Below are 18464 nucleotides of genomic sequence, written 5' to 3' on the forward strand. Positions count from 1 at the left end.
TGCTTAAGTAATTTCGTCTTTCTTAACCTTACAATGAAAGTATACCCTTTCAACATTAAAATTAAATGAGAATTCTCTAATTTTTTCAAAAATTTTAAATTAAAAGTATTTCTCAATAAATTCAATTAAAAATATTGATATGTCTATAGTATAACATAACTTACAAATGATTGAAATACTGTTATAATAAACCTATTATGTAAAAAATTAAATTTAAGAAAGTAGGCATTGTAATATGGAAACATTATTTTCGGGTATCCAGCCTAGTGGTATTCCTACAATTGGTAATTATATTGGTGCTTTAAAACAATTCGGTGAAGTTCAAGACGATTACAATTGTTTCTTTTGTATCGTAGATCAGCATGCAATTACGGTACCACAAGATCGTTTGAAATTACGTAAACAAACAAGACAACTAGCTGCAATTTATTTAGCTTCTGGCATCGATCCTGAAAAATCAACTTTATTTATTCAATCAGAAGTGCCAGCGCATGTTCAGGCAAGTTGGATGTTAACAACCATTTCTTCTATCGGTGAATTGGAACGTATGACTCAGTTTAAAGATAAAGCCGTTAAACAAACGGAAGGTGTCCCTGCCGGCTTATTAACATATCCTCCTTTAATGGCAGCGGATATCGTTATATACAACACAAATATCGTGCCCGTTGGTGATGACCAAAAGCAACACATGGAATTAACAAGAAACTTAGTTGATAGATTTAATTCTCGCTACAACGACATTTTAGTTAAGCCTGAGATTCGTATGCCTAAAGTTGGCGGCCGCGTAATGAGTCTCCAAGATCCAACGAAAAAAATGAGTAAGAGTGATGATAATCAAAAAAACTTCATTTCTTTACTAGACCAACCAAGCGTTGCGGCTAAAAAAATAAAAAGTGCTGTAACTGATTCAGATGGTATTATTAAATTCGATCGCGACAATAAACCAGGTATCTCTAATTTATTATCTATTTATTCAAGTTTAACTGACGAATCAATTGATGCGCTTCAAGAAAAATACAAAGATTCGAATTATGGTGTGTTTAAAGCAGACTTAGCAGAAATCGTGAGTGATTTCTTAACTGCTTTCCAAGAAAAATATGAATACTATTTAAATTCAGAAGAACTTGACACTATTTTAGATAATGGTAGAGACAAAGCACAACAAGTATCATTCAAAACGTTGAAAAAAATGGAAAAAGCAATGGGCTTAGGTCGTAAAAGATAAGTTATTTATCTCAAATCCCGCAAGTTAAAAAGGAGCATCCATTAAGTTGGATGCTCCTTTTATGTTACTTTTTAATTTTTTATTAGTCTTTCTTTTTACCAGTTTTAGGATCGATATCTTTATCAATGGTTACATCTTTAAGTGTTGTATCACCACCGATTTGGTGATATACCAAACCTTTAACTTGTGGATTTGTTAAATGCGCTTCCCCTTTTTGATAAATTGGTGCAACTGGGGCATCATTTAACATTAATTCTTCAGCTTGTTTCATAGCTGCATTACGTTCTTCAGGTTTTTTCAATAGTTTTCCGTTAGCATCTTTAACAAGTTTATCGTATTCCTTACTACTCCATGCTGTATTATTATTAGAGTTACCTGTTGTCATAATATTTAAGAATGTTAGTGGATCAGGATAATCAGGACCCCAACCAGATAATGAAGCTTCAAACGTTTCTGTTGATTCTTGATTTAAACGCTGTTTAAATGGTAATTGTTTAATTTTCAAAGTAACACCAGGTAAAGTGCTTTCCACCTGTGATTTAATATATTCAGCAGATATTTTAGCATCTGGTGTATCTTCAGTGTTCATCGTAAAGGTTATATTTTTAACGCCTAAATCCTTTTTAGCTTTTTCAAAATGTTTTTTTGCTGCTTTTGGATTATAAGTTAATGGCGAATCAATAGACTCAGAAAAATCTTTAGCATCAGGTGTCTCTGCTGTTAGTTTCGCAGTGAAACCATTTGTTGCTTCTGACCCATTGTTTTTAACTGAATTAACATATCCTTCTTTATCAATAGATTGTGCAATTGCCAGTCTTAAGTCTTTATTTTTAAATTCAGGTACATTATCTTGGTTCATTTTAATGTAGAATGTACTTGCTAATAAACGTTTTTTCAAGCCTGGGTTGTCAGCATATTTATCCACTTGATCTGCTGTAATCGTCGTATCATCAACTGAACCAGTATCATAAAGTGAGGCACCAGCTTGCTGATCTTTTAATACTTTATAGTTTACACGATCTAAGTGTACTTGCTTTTTATCCCAATAATCTTCGTTTTTTACAAGTTGTATCTTATCTTCTACTTTCCATTCTTTCACTTTGAACGGCCCATTAAATACTGTTTTAGCTGCTGTTGTCCCATATTGGTCACCATTTTTCTTCACTACTTTTTCGTTCAGTGGCATAAACGTACCAAATGCGAACATTTCATTAATATATGGAATCGGTTTTGTTAACTCAACTTTTAATGTATGGTCATCAACCGCTTTCACACCTAGCTCATCGACATCCTTTTTACCCATATTAATTGCTTCAGCATTTTTCAAATCATACATGATATAAGCATACTCAGATGCCGTATCTGGATTCACCACACGTTTCCAAGCGTACTCAAAATCATGTGCAGTTACTGGATCCCCATTTGACCACTTGGCATCTTTACGTAACTTGATTGTAAGTGTTTTTCCCCCATTACTTTCTTTTGGCATTGCTTTTGCTACCCCTGGTTGTGCTTTATCATCTTTATCTAATGTATATAAGCCTTCGTATATTTGATTGAAAATATCGAATGACACCGTATCTGTAGCTAATGCAGAATCTAATGTTGAAATATCTGATGGCAGTACTTTCCTAAAAACTTGTCCTTTATCAGAATATACCCCTTCCGCACTACCACAACCAGCTAATACAACCGATAGTGCAATCAGAATAATAAATAATTTGAATTTTCTCATCGTAATCCCCCTTTCCCATGTTATACAGATGCTTCTTGTGTATATGATTTCAAATCTTCCGCTTCGTCATCTGTTGTAAATACAAAATGATTCGGTCTGATTTCATGCAATGTACGTTGGTCATTTTTAGTCTCGTCTTCTTTAAAAAGTGTTCTCTTTCTCACACGTTCACTTTCTGGGTCTGGCTGAGGTACAGCCGACAGTAGTGATTGCGTATAAGGGTGCATAGGATGATTATAAATTTCATCCGCACTACCAATTTCGACAATTTTACCAAAGTGCATCACTGCAATTCTGTCCGAAATGTATTTAACCATGGAAAGGTCATGAGCGATGAATAAAAACGTAATGCCTCGTTCTTTTTGCAATTTAAGTAATAAATTTACAACTTGTGCTTGTATTGAAACGTCTAATGCTGAAATAGGTTCATCCGCAATAATAAACTCAGGTTCAACGGCAAGTGCACGTGCAATTCCAATACGTTGTCTTTGTCCTCCAGAGAACTCATGTGGATAACGATTAGCGTGTTCTTTACTTAGTCCCACAGTTTCTAATAAATCGTAGACACGTCTTTGACGATCTTTGACACCTGTAGAAAGTTTATGAATATCAATCCCCTCTGCCACAATATCCATTACTTTAAGTCTTGGATTGAGCGATGCGTATGGATCTTGAAAAATCATTTGTATCTTTTTATTAAATTTCAATGAATCTTTACGATTTTTAATTTTTTGAATATCTATACCTTCATATAAAATTTCACCATCAGTAATATCATTTAGTTTAATAATCGCTTTACCTGTCGTTGATTTACCACAACCAGATTCTCCAACTAGGCCGAAAGTTTCACCTTTATAAACGTCAAATGAAATATTTTCAATTGCTCTTACTTCATTGCGTTTACCTTCGTTAAAATACTGTTTTAAATTTTTCACTTGTAATAACAGTTCATTTTTATTTTCCATCGAACGACACCCTTTCTACCTGTTGTGGCTTATCGAAATTATTTGGCATGTTACGCAAACGTTTTTTCACCATTTCCGGTGGTTCCACATGTGGTGCGCGTTCATCTAATAACCAAGATTTTGCAAAATGTGTTGGTGACACTTGGTACCATGGCGGTGGCGTTTTAAAATCAATATCTAAAGCAAATTGACTTCTTTCTGCAAACGAATCACCTTTAGGTGGATGTAACAAGTCGGGTGGTGTACCTGGAATAGCTAATAATTCAGTCTCTGTACCAGTTGTCAAATCTGGCATAGATGATAATAATCCCCATGTATATGGATGTTTAGGATCATAAAATATTTCATCCACATCCCCTGTTTCTACCATTTGTCCTCCATACATGACCGCTACTCGGTCAGCAATATTCGCAACGACCCCTAAGTCATGCGTGATAAATATAATGGAGGTACTAATCTTATCTTGTAGTTCTTTCATTAATTCCAATATTTGAGCTTGCATTGTTACATCAAGCGCTGTTGTTGGTTCATCTGCAATAAGCACTTTAGGTTCACAAGCAAGCGCGGTTGCGATAACAATTCTTTGACGTTGTCCGCCTGAAAATTGATGAGGATATGCATTAAATCTTTTATCTGCATTTGGTAACCCAACTAAATTCAATATGTCTAACGCTCTTTTTTTAGCTTCTGTTTTACTGTAATTCTTATGTTTCATAAGTGGTTCCATGACTTGTTTACCAATTTTCATTGTTGGATTTAATGATGTCATTGGATCTTGGAAAATCATTGAAATGTCTTTTCCACGTAATTTGATTAATTCTTGCTCTGATTTTTTAGCTAAGTCTTCCCCTAAAAAATTAATTTCACCTTTTTTAATACGTCCAGCGTCTCCTTGGAATAACTTAGTGATCGCTTTGGTTGTAACTGACTTCCCAGAACCAGATTCACCAACAATTGCAAGGGTTTCTCCTTTATTGATAAAGAAGTCCACGCCTCTTACCGCTTGCACTTCCCCTGCATCGATATCAAAGGAAACATGCAAATTACTAACTTCCAATACTCTTTCTGACATATATGTTGCCCCCTTTTGTTATCTACGCATTTTAGGATCAAATGCATCACGTAATCCATCACTAAATAGATAGAAGAATAAGATTAATAAACTTAATACAAGTGCTGGAATAAATAATTCATGCGGATGAATTAATAACATGGCTCTACCTTCATTCACTAAAGAACCTAATGATGTTCTAGGTGCTGGTACCCCAATACCAATGAAACTTAAGAAAGCCTCGAAGAATATTGCATTAGGTACTGTAAACATAGATGTAACTACGATAACACCTAATGTATTAGGTAAAATATGTTTGAATATTAATTTTATTTTAGATGCTCCCAAAGTTTTAGATGCTAATACAAATTCTTGGTTTTTTAACTTTAGGAATTCACCACGAACCACACGACTCATGCCAATCCATCCTGTAATTGCCATGGCTAATATAATTGTCCAAATAGACGGTTCGAATATTAGTACGAATAAAATAACAACAATTAGTGTAGGTATAGACGCAACGACTTCAATAATACGTTGCATGACATTATCTATCCGTCCCCCAAAGAAACCGGATATTGCGCCATATACAACGCCTATGAATATATCTAGTAACGCTGCTACAACACCAATGAATAAGGATACTTGTGCACCTTGCCAAGTTCTAGACCATAAATCTCTTCCAAGTTGGTCTGTACCGAACCAGAAGTTTTCTTTCACACCTGCTTCTTTATATGCATCTACGCCCTGTGCTCCTTCACCATCAAAAGGTAAAAATGGAATTTGATCCAATACAGGAATTTTTGCAGGTAAGTTACGTCTCTCTACATCTTGCTCTGCATAATCATGAGAACTTAATAAAGGTCCAATCAATGCTAGTAAGATAATGATGATTAAACCTATCATCCCTACGACGGCAAGCTTGTTTCTTTTAAGCTGTGCCCAAGCGTCTTGCCAAAAGTTTTTACTTTCTCTTTGTATTTCTGGTTCTTTTTCTAAATCGTTTTTACTTCTAATAAAATCCGAAGCTGGTATCGCTTCTGAGGTATGTGTCATAACTGCATTTGAATGGTCATCATTGTATTTTTCATCTCTTTTATCAGCCATTATTTTTTACCTCCTTGTACACGAATACGTGGATCAATCACACCATATAAAATATCTACAAGGAAAATAGAAACAATAAATAGTGTACTGAATAAAATCGTTGTCGCCATAATTACTGGGAAATCATTTGTCGTAATTGAACGTACAAATTGATCCCCTAAACCAGGCACACCGAATATATTTTCAATTGTCAATGTACCCGTTAATATACTTGCTAACATCGGTACAATAATTGTGATGACTGGGATTAATGCATTTCTTAATGCATGACCAAACAACACTCTCATCGTTGAATTCCCTTTTGCACGTGCTAACAAGATATAATCTGAACTTAAAACTTCTATCATTTCCGCTCTTATGTATCTTGCAACTGTTGCTAATACTGCTGCTGACAATGCCAGTGAAGGTAGTACAGCTGTCGATATACCTTCCCAACCTGCGACTGGAAACCACTGTAATCTAACTGAAAATACGTATTGTAACAATACCGCTAACACGAACGATGGTACTGAAACTGCAATAACTGAGATGACCGTTGCTGTATAATCAACCCAAGTATTTTGCCGTACTGCTGCAATAACGCCTAGTATCAAACCTATAATTATACCTATCACCATTGCCGTTAACCCCATCTCAAGCGACGGAACTAATCTCGGTTTAATTAACTCCCATACAGGTTGGTTATCATATTGAAATGAGTTACCAAAGTCCCCCGTAACGACATTCTTCAAATAACTAACATACTGCACTGGTACTGGATCATTGAGACCATATTTTTCATTTAAAATCTGCTTTTGCTCTTCATTTAATTTTTCATCATTAAATGGTGAACCGGGCATCAGCTTCATTAAGAAAAATGTTATCGAAATGATAATGAACAGTGATAAAATCATGTAGCCTAAACGCTTCAAAATATACTTAAGCATTTTTTATCCCCCTTTAATTTCAGAATAAACATTCCCTTCGAAATATTCAGAAATATTTAATAATAGTATACTTATAGTTCATATTTTAATCAATATTGTTTTGCTTTACTTTATTAAAGTAAATGAATTTTATTTAATTTTCTTTCTCTTTAAAAGTGTTGATATAAAAGAATTTATAAGGCAAATTATTCATTTTTTAGTTATTTTAAGTTACAATAAATTTATTAAATAAAGGAGACAATAAATATGAGGAAATTTACCACTTATCTATTTTGGCTATTATTTACACCATTGATTTCATTCTTATGTTGGCTCTTTGCCTCACATCAATTAACTCAGTATTTAAATATCATATTCTATGTATCTTTTATATTTGTGATTATCCTATTTAGTTTAATCATTGTTCAAGAAGGTATATTAGATGCTACGAGTTACGGTTTTAGAAGACTAAAGTATCAGCTAACGAATAAAAAACACAAAGATACGCTAGAAAATGATGATTTTTTTAAACCTACACAAGCCAAAAAATCATCCTACTTTGTAAATCCATGGATTAAAGTGGGCTTTGTTTTTAATTTGCTATATTTACTTATTTCGATTGCCATTTCATTTATTATATAAAAAAGACTGTATTAGCTATTGTGATGATTCACAATAAACGAATACAGTCTTTTCATTATTTTGTTTCAATATTAGGGTTATGAAATAATGCGTAATACAAGAGGATAAATCCTAATAGTACTATAACAGCTACATATACTGACATCATCCAAGGCAGAATAAACGCACCAATTATTAATCCCAAACGTGCCAATATATTCCCTCCATAGAATGAAATCATCCCAAATGTATTATAAGTACTTCGTTTATCTTCAGGAATCATCAAGAAACGTTGCGCATTTTGAATTGGGGAATAAATCAATTCACCTAATGTAGCTATAATAGAAAATAAGCATAATATCCAAAATTCAGAAGCTGACATCAAAACACTGTAACCAACGGTATATAAAACAATACCTATCATAAATGCAATTTTCTTTGAGGTGTTATCTACAATTCTATTAACCGTAAAAGTTAATGTCGCCACTACAAGTGTATTGATGATCATAATTACTGTAAACATTCGGACACCATCAATATAAAAGCCTAAAAAATGTAAAGGTTCAAACGCTTCTTTTAGTCTTACAACTACATAAGAATTCAAACTGAGTTCAGCCATGATGACCATCATAAACCCAATATTAAGCAACATATAGTATTTATCCTTAATGACAACATGATAACTATCTACGAAATGTTTAAATTTAGAGGTTAGATCTTCTTTTTTAGTAATAACTTGCTCCACGTCATAATATTTTTCAAATAAATACCAACTTATCAGCATAGCAATGAAAAATAATACAAATAATAAATGCTTATGTCCTAAATATAACAACGCGCCTAATGCCATGCCAATCGCCGTACCAATATTAAACATCCAATAATTTAATTGATAAACGTACTCGCGAACTTCTTCATAAATGGCATCCATAATTGCTGCTTCAAAAATAGGTTCACTCGCAGCAAACAATAATTCAAAGATAAATACCGTTATACAAAATATGATTAAACCTAAACCATCCATAGTCACCGTAATACTTAAAATAATCAGACACACAGCGTAGATAAAATGTATTAAATTGACTACTTTCTTCCTATTATAATTGTCTCCTAAATATCCACCTACGAAGGACACTACAAAACTTACAATGATATTGGCAATTAAAAATGTACCAGCAAATACAGCATTTACTTTACTCGTTAAATATAATGCCATAAAGGGTAAAATCGCTTGGCTCGCTATAATTAAGATGAAATCTGCTATCATTCTTGTTTTCAACGTTGTAGATAATGTTAGAAATTGCTTCATCTTAATTACACCCCACTTTATAATCCAATAATTTACATTATACACTAAATGTATGTCTTGAATAGACATTTTATAAATATAAAATTATCTTCACTTTATATTTTAACTTTTTCTAAACATTTCACAATATAAATTTTATGTTTTATAAGAATTTTAAATATTCAACCGTTAAAAAGTTATTATAATAAACTATAAGCCTCTCTATTATTGTTATCATTTCTCTAACTTTCTTAAGTTCGATATTTACAAAAAAAGCAAGAGCATCCGGTTGAGATGATCTTGCTTTTCAAAATATAACTTATCTACATTAATCAGTAAATTTTTTCAATACAAGTACAGCATTGTGTCCACCAAAACCTAAACTATTACTCATTGCATAGGTAATATCTAAATCTTCTGCTTTGTTTGGAACGATATCTAAATCGCATTCAGGATCTGGTGAATCAGCATGAATCGTTGGTGCAATACGACTATCTCTAATTGAAAGTGCAGAGAAAATAGCTTCTAATCCACCTGTAGCCCCTAGTAAATGACCTGTCATTGATTTAGTTGAACTTACTTTCAATGATTTCGCCGCTTCACCGAAAGTATTCTTAATAGCTTGAATTTCAGTTAAGTCACCTACTGGAGTGCTTGTTCCATGTGCATTTAAATATTGAATGTCTTTCGCTTCAATACCAGCATCATCTATTGCCGCTTGCATAGCACGTGAACCGCCTTCACCTTCTGGAGCTGGGGCTGTTATATGATATGCGTCACCAGTTGATCCATAACCTACGACTTCAGCGTAAATTTGCGCACCACGAGCTTTCGCTGATTCAAGTGATTCTAAAACGACAATACCTGCACCTTCACCCATGATAAATCCATCACGACCTTCTTGGAAAGGACGACATGCAGTTTCTTTATCATCATTTGTAGATAATGCACGACTCGCACTAAAGCCAGCTAATGCCATATGTGTAATCGGTGCTTCTGTACCACCAGTAATCATTGCATCTGCATCGCCACGTTGTATAATCTTGAATGCTTCACCTATTGAGTTCGTACCAGTTGCACAAGCAGTAACCGTCGAACCATTCGGCCCTTTAGCACCTAAATCTATTGATACTTGACCTGTCGCCATATCTGGGATCAGCATAGGTACGAAGAATGGACTCACACGTCTTGGTCCACGATTTAATAATTGGCTATGTGAAATTTCAAATGTTTCCATACCACCAATACCTGAACCAATCCATACGCCAATTTTATCCGCAGTACTATCATTAATTTCAAGTTTAGCATCATTAACGGCTTCTCTTGCAGCTACAACTGCATATTGTGTAAAGCGATCCATGCGTCTCGCTTCTTTTTTAGGAATATGCTCTTCAATATCAAAGTCTTTTAACTCTCCAGCTAAATGGACATTGTAATCCGTTGTATCTATGCGTGTAATCGAATCTATACCACTTACACCTTTTAATGCATTGTCCCAAGTAGACTTAGCATTATTTCCTATAGGTGATAATGCGCCAATTCCTGTAATAACAACACGTTGTTCTTTGCTCATAATTTATCCTCCTATTTTCCCCATCTTAGTGTCACAGCGCCCCATGTTAAGCCGCCACCAAAACCTACTAACACTAAGACATCATCATCTTTAATCCTACCATTTTCTAACTCTTGTCCTATACTTAATGGGATTGACGCTGCTGAAGTATTACCAAAGCGATCAACAGATACACTCATTTTTTCTTTTGGTATACCTAAACGTTCTCTCGCTGACTCCATAATTCTTATATTTGCTTGATGAGGTACAAACATATCTACATCATCTGCAGTTAAATTAGCTTTTGCTACTGCGTTGTTAGATGCTTCACCCATAATTCTTACAGCAAATTTAAAAACTTCACGGCCATTCATAAATATTTTTCCGTTTTCTGGATTTAAATATAAATGCTTAGCACCTGAGCCGTCTGAACCTAATTCATAACTTAAGATACCTCGACCTTCAGATACTTCACCGATTACTACAGCTCCAGCTCCATCACCAAATAAAATGGCTGTTGAACGGTCTGTCAAATCTGTGATTTTAGATAATTTGTCCACTCCAACTACTAAAATATTTTTATAATCACCAGATTGAACAAATTGTTTAGCATTTATCATTGAATACATGAAACCACTACAAGCGGCTAATTGATCCATAGAAGCAACTTTGCCGATGCCTAATCTTTCTTGTAATATATTGGCAACTGTTGGGAATGGAAAATCCCCTGTTGATGTCGCAACAATAATCATATCTATTTCTGATGCTTCTATACCTGCATCTTCAATTGCTTTTAAACTAGCTTGATAAGCCATGTCTGAAGTTTCTTCGTCTTCACCAGCCCATCTACGTTCTTTAATACCAGTCATTTGAGAAATCCATTCGTCTGATGTTTCTAAAAATGATTCAAAATAGGTATTTTCTACAACTTTTTCAGGTGCGTATGCACCAAAACCTTTAATACCCACGTCCATGGTTGTACACCTTCTTAAATTTAATTTTAATACCAGGTATTAATTTAACATAATACACATTTCAAATACAAGAACTATACATATTTCATTGCGTATTTTCCACAAATAATTATAAATGACTTAGCTCATTATCACAAAGTATAACCACAATTATTACTAACCTACTATACAAACTACACTTTTTTATTTATAATGTAGATATATATACGATATTGGAGGCATTACATAATGAAATACCTCGCAGTTTTATTTTGGTCTATTGTCTTATTACAAATGATTAATTTCGTACTTAACAGCTTAAATGGTGGCGGTGCACTGAACCTCATTACACCAGTCATAGGCGCTGTTGTATTTACGATTATTATTATCTTATTTGATTTGGTAATTAAACCTAAACATAATAATACAAATGAACAACATTAGATGACTAGGATAATGGTTTAGCTTATGTTTAAGAACGAATCATTTTAATGAAATGTAAAGTTTGAAACATTGATTTATATCCTAGAATCTTTAAACTGTCAACAAAGTCTTCTGACTGACGTTGGCAGTTTTTTTATTTTCAATATTAAAAAATAAACTTATTGGTTTGTTGAGATATGATATATCAACTTACAATCTTGTTCCCCGATTTTATAATTAAAAAAGTGGCGCAGAAACCAATGTAAAAATTAAGGTTTCTGCGCCACACCGTTTTGTTAAATTCAATTATACTTACTAATCGATTTCTGGTTTGTTTTCAGTAAATCTTAAACCATCTTCTGATAGGTCGATGTCTATTGTTGTGCCTTCAGGTAAATTTTCTCTAATCATTTTACGTGCAAGTGGTGTTTCTATTTGTCTTTGCACAAAACGTTTCAACGGTCTTGCACCGAATTGTGGTTCGTATGCTTCTTCACCTAACCACGCTTTAGCTTCATCTGACACATTAATTGAAATACGTTGTGCCATTAATCTAATATTCAATTCAGTTAATATTTTATCTACTATAGAACTCATATCACTGATTGTTAATGGTTTAAATAATACAATATCATCCATACGGTTAATAATTTCTGGTTTAAAGTATTGGTTTAAGCTATTCATAACAGCTTTTTCTGTATCATCAGTAATCACACCAGCATCTTTTACGTTTTCTAATAGGATTTGTGAGCCAATGTTACTAGTCATAATGATAATTGTATTTTTAAAATCAACTTCACGACCTTTAGAATCAGTAAGTCTACCTTCTTCAAGTATTTGTAACAATACATTAAATACGTCTGAATGTGCTTTTTCAATTTCATCTAATAATATAACAGAATATGGATTACGACGAACCGCTTCAGTTAATTGTCCACCTTCATCGTGACCTACATAGCCTGGAGGTGCACCAATTAAACGGGAAACTGAATGTTTTTCCATGTACTCACTCATATCAATTCGTATCATATGTTTTTCTGAATCAAATAAAGTTGACGCTAAGGATTTGGCTAATTCTGTTTTACCAACACCTGTAGGTCCTAAGAACAAGAAACTACCTATTGGTCTATTTGGATCTTTAATGCCAGCGCGCGCTCTGACAACAGCATCAGAAACTAAATCTACAGCTTTATCTTGACCAACGACACGTTCGTGTAAAATGTCTGAAAGATTTAATAACTTCTCTCTTTCTGTTTCTACAAGTTTAGAAACAGGGATACCTGTCCATGAACTAACAATATCACCAATTTCTTCATCTGATACAATCTCACGTATAATGCGCTCATTGTCACTATTTTGCTCATTTTGGAATGCAGCTTCTAACTCGCGTAATTCTTTTTCTAATTCAGGAATTTTACCATGTTGTAATTCTGCCGCTTTTTCCAAATTATAATTGTTTTCTGCATCTTCTAAGGCTTTTCTACTTTCGTCTAATTCAGTACGTTTTTCTTGTAGTTTTGCAATTTTGCCTTTTTCTTCTTCTACGCGTGATTGAATTGCGTTTTGTTTTTCTTTTTCATTAGACAATTCTTGTTGTAATTCTTGTAAGCGTTGTTTACTCGCGTTATCTGATTCGTTTTTCAATGCGCTTTCTTCAATTTCTAATTGCATGACGCGACGATTAACTTGGTCTAACTCTGTTGGATTTGAACCCATTTCAGTACGAATCGTTGCACACGCTTGGTCCACAAGATCAATCGCTTTATCCGGTAAGAAGCGATCAGTAATATAACGATCTGATAGTTCTGCCGCAGCTACTAATGCTTTATCTTGAATACGTACACCATGATAAACTTCATAACGTTCTTTCAGTCCACGTAAAATGGAAATTGTATCTTCTACATCTGGCTCAGACACATTTACTTTTTGGAAACGACGCTCTAATGCAGAGTCTTTTTCAATATATTCTCTATATTCATTGAGTGTTGTTGCACCGATACAGTGTAATTCGCCACGTGCAAGCATTGGTTTTAGCATATTACCTGCATCCATCGCGCCTTCTGTTTTACCTGCACCAACAAGCATGTGAATTTCATCTATAAATAATATAATTCTACCGTCTGAGTCTTTCACTTCTTTAAGTACTGCTTTTAAACGTTCTTCGAATTCACCACGATATTTTGCACCTGCAACAAGCGCACTTAAATCTAATTCAAATATTGTTTTATCTAAAAGTGATTCAGGCACGTCTTTACGCACAATACGTTGTGCAAGGCCTTCAACAATTGCTGTTTTACCTACACCTGGTTCACCGATTAATACTGGATTATTCTTAGTCTTTCTACTTAAGATTCTCACAGTATTTCTTATTTCTTCATCACGTCCAATGACAGGATCCATATTACCTTGACGGACTTCTTCAACTAAATCTCTACCATATTTTTCTAAAGCTTCATAATTTGCTTCTGGGTTTTGTGACGTCACATGATTTCCTCCTCTAATTTTTTTAATGATTTCTACAATAACTTCTTTTTTATTATCGACAAATTTAATTGTTGTATCATCTATGTCCATTGCAGCTAAAATGATATGTTCCATAGAAATATACTCATCTTCATAAGTATTCATATACGTTTCAGCTTTATTTATTAATTCATTTGCTTTCTGGCTAATATATTGACCATATTGCACGTTATCCCCTTGTACTGAAGGATAATTTTTCAATTTTTCATCGTAAGCCTTATTTAAAAGTTCGGTCTCTATGTTTGCTCTTTCCAATACACTTTTAAATAAACTTTCACTTTCTTCAAGTGCTGCTTTTAATATTGCTTCTATTTCGATATTTTGATTTTCGTTATCTTTTGCTAGCTCTATTGCTTTTTGCAAAGCACCTTGAACTGCATAGGTCATTTGATTAATATCCAAAATGATTCACCTCACCATTTAGTCTTTGATCAAGAACAAAGTAAGTTTGACTTTGACTTTCTTTGACCTTAATTTTATTATAATCCTATTGTTCACTTTTATCAACCAATATAACTATAAATTTTAAATTATTTTAGCTGCGTGTAATGCTTTATATACCTATGTTTTGCCCATAATTTTTATATTCTAAACAATGACTTTGTTCATTTTAAACATGATATATAAACACCCCTTAGATATGAATATTCATGACACTCAATAAATTAAAAGGCATAACCTCTTGTTCATTAAGCGGTTATGCCTTTTATTGTGTTTTAGCAGTCTATTTCATGCAAATCACACTCTAATTAAATTTATTAAATTGACTCAATTTCATATTTAATTTTGCTACTTAGCGGTTGATTTCGTTGCAATATGTTTTAAAATTTCATCTGTTAATGCTTTTACACCTGAAGGCTCTAAATGAATACCATCTGGTGCAAAGTACTCGCTATGGCCTTTCGAACGTTGATACCAATCAATCAATGTTACATTATGATGCTTTTTAGCTGCGTCTGACATAACTTGGTTGACATGACCTTCATAGCTTCTTGGTACACGCGTGTTAATCAAATACACATTGGCTTTACCATATTTGCCTATCAGTTCGTCCAGCTGTGCTTCAGAAAAATCTCCATTCGTTCCTAATTCTAAAATCACTTGCTTAGACTTATAATTGTAAGATTTATATTTTTCATCTGTTAATGGTATAGCTTCATATAAATTACGTCCGACTTTACCATCAATGGTTGCATTGGGAACGTGTGTTTTAAAAGTTTCTCCAATATCAACCATAACCGAATCACCAATAAGCAGTGGACTCAAATCAGTATATACCTCATTATCTTTATCTTTTTTAAAATTTGAATCTCCTAAAAAGTTAACATCGTCGACCGGTATGGGTCTAACCATATACTTATCAATTTCTGCTGTATTATATGACGTTGATTTATTATTAATTTGGTCTTTTCCTAAACGATCAAATGTCCCCGCAAAAATAAAAATGGTTGGTAGCAGTATCACGCCTAGTAGTATAGTTCTGATTAATGTGGACTTTTTATATTTATTAATACTTAAGGCCTTGAATCCTTGTTTTCTAAACGGTGTTTCAATGAATCTATATGATATTTCAGCAAAGAAAATAGTCAATAAGATGTCTAGAGCATATACATATAATGGGACTTGGCCTTCAACATAATAGGAATGTAAAAAGCTTATGACTGGGAAATGCCATAAATATAAACTATAAGAGCGTTTACCAATATAAACAAAGAAAGGATTTCCTATTAATTTAGCGAAATACCCCGATGGATGCACTACACTAATGATAACAAATAAAGTGATACCGGAAATAAGGTAAAAACCACCATTATAGATCCAATCACTATTATCATCGACTTTAATGAAAAGTAATAAGAGTATTAAAATCCCTATTGCACCTATACTATCAATAATGAACCTGAGACTAGGATTAGGGTTCTGCTTTAATTTAAATGGCGGCCAAATAAAGGCTAATATAACGCCGAGCAACATCGTTTGTAACCTTGTATCTGTTCCAAAATAAACACGAGAATGTTGCATATGTGGTTGAGGAATCCAAACCATTAAAAGTAATGAAATCAGTGAAATAATCCAAAAAATAAGTGTTACATTTCGGTATTTCTTAATTTTTAATAATAATGCTATCAAAACGATTGGAAAAACTATGTAGAATTGCTCTTCAATTGCTAATGACCACAAATGTTTTAATGGCATAAAGGCAAACTGTTCAAAATAATTTACATCAGTTGCAATATACCACCAATTTGATACATAAAAAATGGCTGCAAATGCATCATGCTTTATACTTATAATTTGTTCAGGCTTAAAAATGAGTGTCGCTAAAGTTACTGTAACAACTAATACCAATACGGCGGGTATCAAACGTTTAATTCGCCGTAACCAAAACTGTTTCAAATTGATAATGCCGGTACTTTCATACTCAAACAAAAGTAAACTTGTAATTAAGTAGCCCGAAATTACAAAAAATGTATCTACACCAAGAAACCCACCAGATAACCATTGCTTATTTAAATGATAAATAATAATACCTATAACTGCAATTGCTCTAAGTCCATCTAAACCAGGCATATAACGCGTGTGACGGTTGGTTTGATTACGATTATTAGAATTTCTGTTCATTTACTACCATACTTTCATCTCCGAATATATTACTTTTGCTTTTTAATGTTTTACACCAAGCCATTGTAATACTTTCGTAACATAACTGCAATTATTTTAATGATTTGCACTATAGAAAATTTTTATTTTAAGATTGTCAGCATGCTTTAAATTTTCAAAAAAATACTAGCCTATAGACCATTATCGATCTTTAAGCTAGTATTTTCAATTACTATTAGTAGCGTTAGCCGATGCCTAATGCAATTTTAGCATAACGAGACATCATGTCTTTACCCCATGGTGGACTCCAAACAATATTCACTTCTGTATCTGCTATTTCTGGAATCTCAGCTAAAACCATTTTAACTTGGTTAACAATTTGTGGTCCCATTGGGCATCCCATAGATGTTAATGTCATTTCAACTGTACATAAACCTTCGTCATTAACATCAACATTATATACTAAACCTAAGTTGACAATATCAATACCTAACTCAGGGTCAATAACCATTTCTAACGCATTTAATATGCTATCTTTTAATCCTTCATCCATTCATATCACCTCTTCGAATTTAATGATACTAACAATATATCAAATATCTTACAAAACGCCAATAAAATGCTATGATATTCATACATCAATAAAAAACATTAAGGAGAATTAAATGGAATCTTATTTAATTTGTCTAGATCTAGACGGCACGTTATTAACAGATGAAAAAGTAATCTCACCATATACAAAAAACGTTTTAACAACACTACAACAACAAGGTCATAAATTAATGATTGCTACTGGTAGACCTTATAGAGCCAGTCAAATATATTACCATGAATTAAATATGGATACACCCGTTGTTAATTTCAATGGTGCCTTTGTTCATCATCCAAAAGACGATCAATTTGAGCCAATGCATGAAGTATTGGACTTAGATTTATCTAAAAACATCATTGAATCACTGAATGATTATGGCGTAACAAACATGATTGCTGAAGTTAAAGATTATGTTTTTATTAATAATTACGATCAAAAATTATTCGATGGGTTCTCTATGGGAAATCCAAAAGTTGAAACAGGCGATTTACTTAACTCATTAACTGAGTCTCCAACATCGATTTTAGTTGAAGCAGAAGAATTTATGATTCCTAGAGTCAAACAAATGCTCACACGTTTTTACGCTGAAAATATTGAACATCGTCGATGGGGTTCACCATTCCCAGTAATAGAAATTGTTAAGCAAGGTATTAGCAAAGCACGTGGGATTGATTATGTGAAATCGTATTTAAATATTGATAGAAATCATATCATTGCTTTTGGAGACGAAGATAACGATTTGGAAATGATTAAATATGCGAAACACGGTATCGCGATGGACAATGGTTTAGATGAACTTAAACACGTTGCAAATCAAACTACATATTCTAATAATGAGGATGGCATTGGACGTTATTTAAACGACTATTTCCAATTAAATATGCCTTATGAAGAAACAGTAAAATCTAGTATAGAATCATAGA

General features: G+C 33.3%; 15 protein-coding genes. 4 read left to right on the forward strand and 11 right to left on the reverse strand.

The features are described 5' to 3' along the window. Window positions 1-235: 235 nt before the first annotated feature. Entirely contained in the window at window positions 236-1225 is a 990-nt protein-coding gene (gene trpS / locus M1D64_RS09525) for a tryptophan--tRNA ligase (RefSeq protein WP_002483766.1), read from the forward strand. 82 nt (window positions 1226-1307) lie between these two features. On the opposite strand, the gene M1D64_RS09530 is transcribed toward trpS, so the two are convergent. The 5 genes from M1D64_RS09530 to opp3b are packed head-to-tail and all read right to left on the reverse strand — an operon-like array spanning window position 1308 to window position 7009. After that, window positions 1308-2960, reverse strand: a complete 1653-nt coding sequence (locus M1D64_RS09530) for a peptide ABC transporter substrate-binding protein (protein WP_041079586.1) — start codon at window positions 2958-2960, stop codon at window positions 1308-1310. Window positions 2961-2980: 20 nt separating this feature from the next. Continuing rightward, window positions 2981-3925 carry an ABC transporter ATP-binding protein gene (locus M1D64_RS09535; protein ID WP_210136412.1) on the reverse strand — a complete coding sequence of 315 codons (945 nt, stop codon included), beginning with the start codon at window positions 3923-3925 and terminating at the stop codon, window positions 2981-2983. Continuing rightward, the gene (locus M1D64_RS09540; RefSeq protein ID WP_002483769.1) at window positions 3915-4997 is read right to left on the reverse strand and encodes an ABC transporter ATP-binding protein; all 1083 of its coding nucleotides are present in this window, start codon (window positions 4995-4997) and stop codon (window positions 3915-3917) included. Before M1D64_RS09540 ends, M1D64_RS09535 begins: the two co-directional genes overlap by 11 nt. Before the next feature lie 18 nt (window positions 4998-5015). Then, window positions 5016-6083 carry an oligopeptide ABC transporter permease gene (gene opp3C / locus M1D64_RS09545; protein WP_075339731.1) on the reverse strand — a complete coding sequence of 356 codons (1068 nt, stop codon included), beginning with the start codon at window positions 6081-6083 and terminating at the stop codon, window positions 5016-5018. Continuing rightward, window positions 6083-7009, reverse strand: coding sequence for an oligopeptide ABC transporter permease (opp3b, locus tag M1D64_RS09550; protein ID WP_129334786.1), 927 nt, complete (start codon window positions 7007-7009; stop codon window positions 6083-6085). The genes opp3C and opp3b overlap by 1 nt, the downstream gene beginning before the upstream one ends. 246 nt (window positions 7010-7255) lie before the next feature. On the opposite strand from opp3b, the gene M1D64_RS09555 reads away from it, so the two are divergent. Further along, window positions 7256-7630 (forward strand): DUF3899 domain-containing protein, encoded by a 375-nt coding sequence (locus tag M1D64_RS09555; RefSeq protein ID WP_075339729.1) that lies wholly within the window; start codon window positions 7256-7258, stop codon window positions 7628-7630. 55 nt (window positions 7631-7685) lie between these two features. Here the strand turns inward: M1D64_RS09555 and M1D64_RS09560 are convergent, their stop codons facing one another. The 3 genes from M1D64_RS09560 to M1D64_RS09570 all read right to left on the reverse strand — a co-directional run bounded on the left by M1D64_RS09560 (window position 7686) and on the right by M1D64_RS09570 (window position 11423). Further along, window positions 7686-8918, reverse strand: a complete 1233-nt coding sequence (locus M1D64_RS09560; protein ID WP_037538888.1) for an MFS transporter — start codon at window positions 8916-8918, stop codon at window positions 7686-7688. Window positions 8919-9225: 307 nt separating this feature from the next. Further along, window positions 9226-10470: a beta-ketoacyl-ACP synthase II gene (gene fabF / locus M1D64_RS09565; RefSeq protein WP_210124634.1), complete on the reverse strand. Its 1245-nt coding sequence runs from the start codon at window positions 10468-10470 to the stop codon at window positions 9226-9228. Window positions 10471-10481: 11 nt separating this feature from the next. Then, window positions 10482-11423 carry a beta-ketoacyl-ACP synthase III gene (locus M1D64_RS09570; protein WP_002483775.1) on the reverse strand — a complete coding sequence of 314 codons (942 nt, stop codon included), beginning with the start codon at window positions 11421-11423 and terminating at the stop codon, window positions 10482-10484. A gap of 228 nt (window positions 11424-11651) precedes the next feature. On the opposite strand from M1D64_RS09570, the gene M1D64_RS09575 reads away from it, so the two are divergent. Beyond that, window positions 11652-11846: a YjzD family protein gene (locus tag M1D64_RS09575; RefSeq protein WP_037538889.1), complete on the forward strand. Its 195-nt coding sequence runs from the start codon at window positions 11652-11654 to the stop codon at window positions 11844-11846. Window positions 11847-12140: 294 nt separating this feature from the next. Here M1D64_RS09575 and clpB read toward each other — a convergent pair whose 3' ends face one another. The 3 genes from clpB to M1D64_RS09590 all read right to left on the reverse strand — a co-directional run bounded on the left by clpB (window position 12141) and on the right by M1D64_RS09590 (window position 17502). Beyond that, a complete protein-coding gene (clpB, locus tag M1D64_RS09580) occupies window positions 12141-14750 on the reverse strand; it encodes an ATP-dependent chaperone ClpB (protein ID WP_041079591.1) in 2610 nt (869 codons plus the stop codon). A 387-nt stretch (window positions 14751-15137) separates the two neighbouring features. Continuing rightward, on the reverse strand, window positions 15138-16970 hold the full coding sequence (locus M1D64_RS09585; protein WP_129303486.1) for an acyltransferase family protein: 1833 nt from the start codon (window positions 16968-16970) through the stop codon (window positions 15138-15140). A gap of 223 nt (window positions 16971-17193) precedes the next feature. Beyond that, window positions 17194-17502, reverse strand: a complete 309-nt coding sequence (locus M1D64_RS09590) for a metal-sulfur cluster assembly factor (RefSeq protein ID WP_002483779.1) — start codon at window positions 17500-17502, stop codon at window positions 17194-17196. 112 nt (window positions 17503-17614) lie between these two features. On the opposite strand from M1D64_RS09590, the gene M1D64_RS09595 reads away from it, so the two are divergent. Next, on the forward strand, window positions 17615-18463 hold the full coding sequence (locus M1D64_RS09595; RefSeq protein ID WP_002483780.1) for a Cof-type HAD-IIB family hydrolase: 849 nt from the start codon (window positions 17615-17617) through the stop codon (window positions 18461-18463). The last annotated feature ends 1 nt before the right edge of the window (window position 18464 follow it).

The sequence above is a fragment of the Staphylococcus sp. Z5-21 genome (assembly GCF_056529615.1).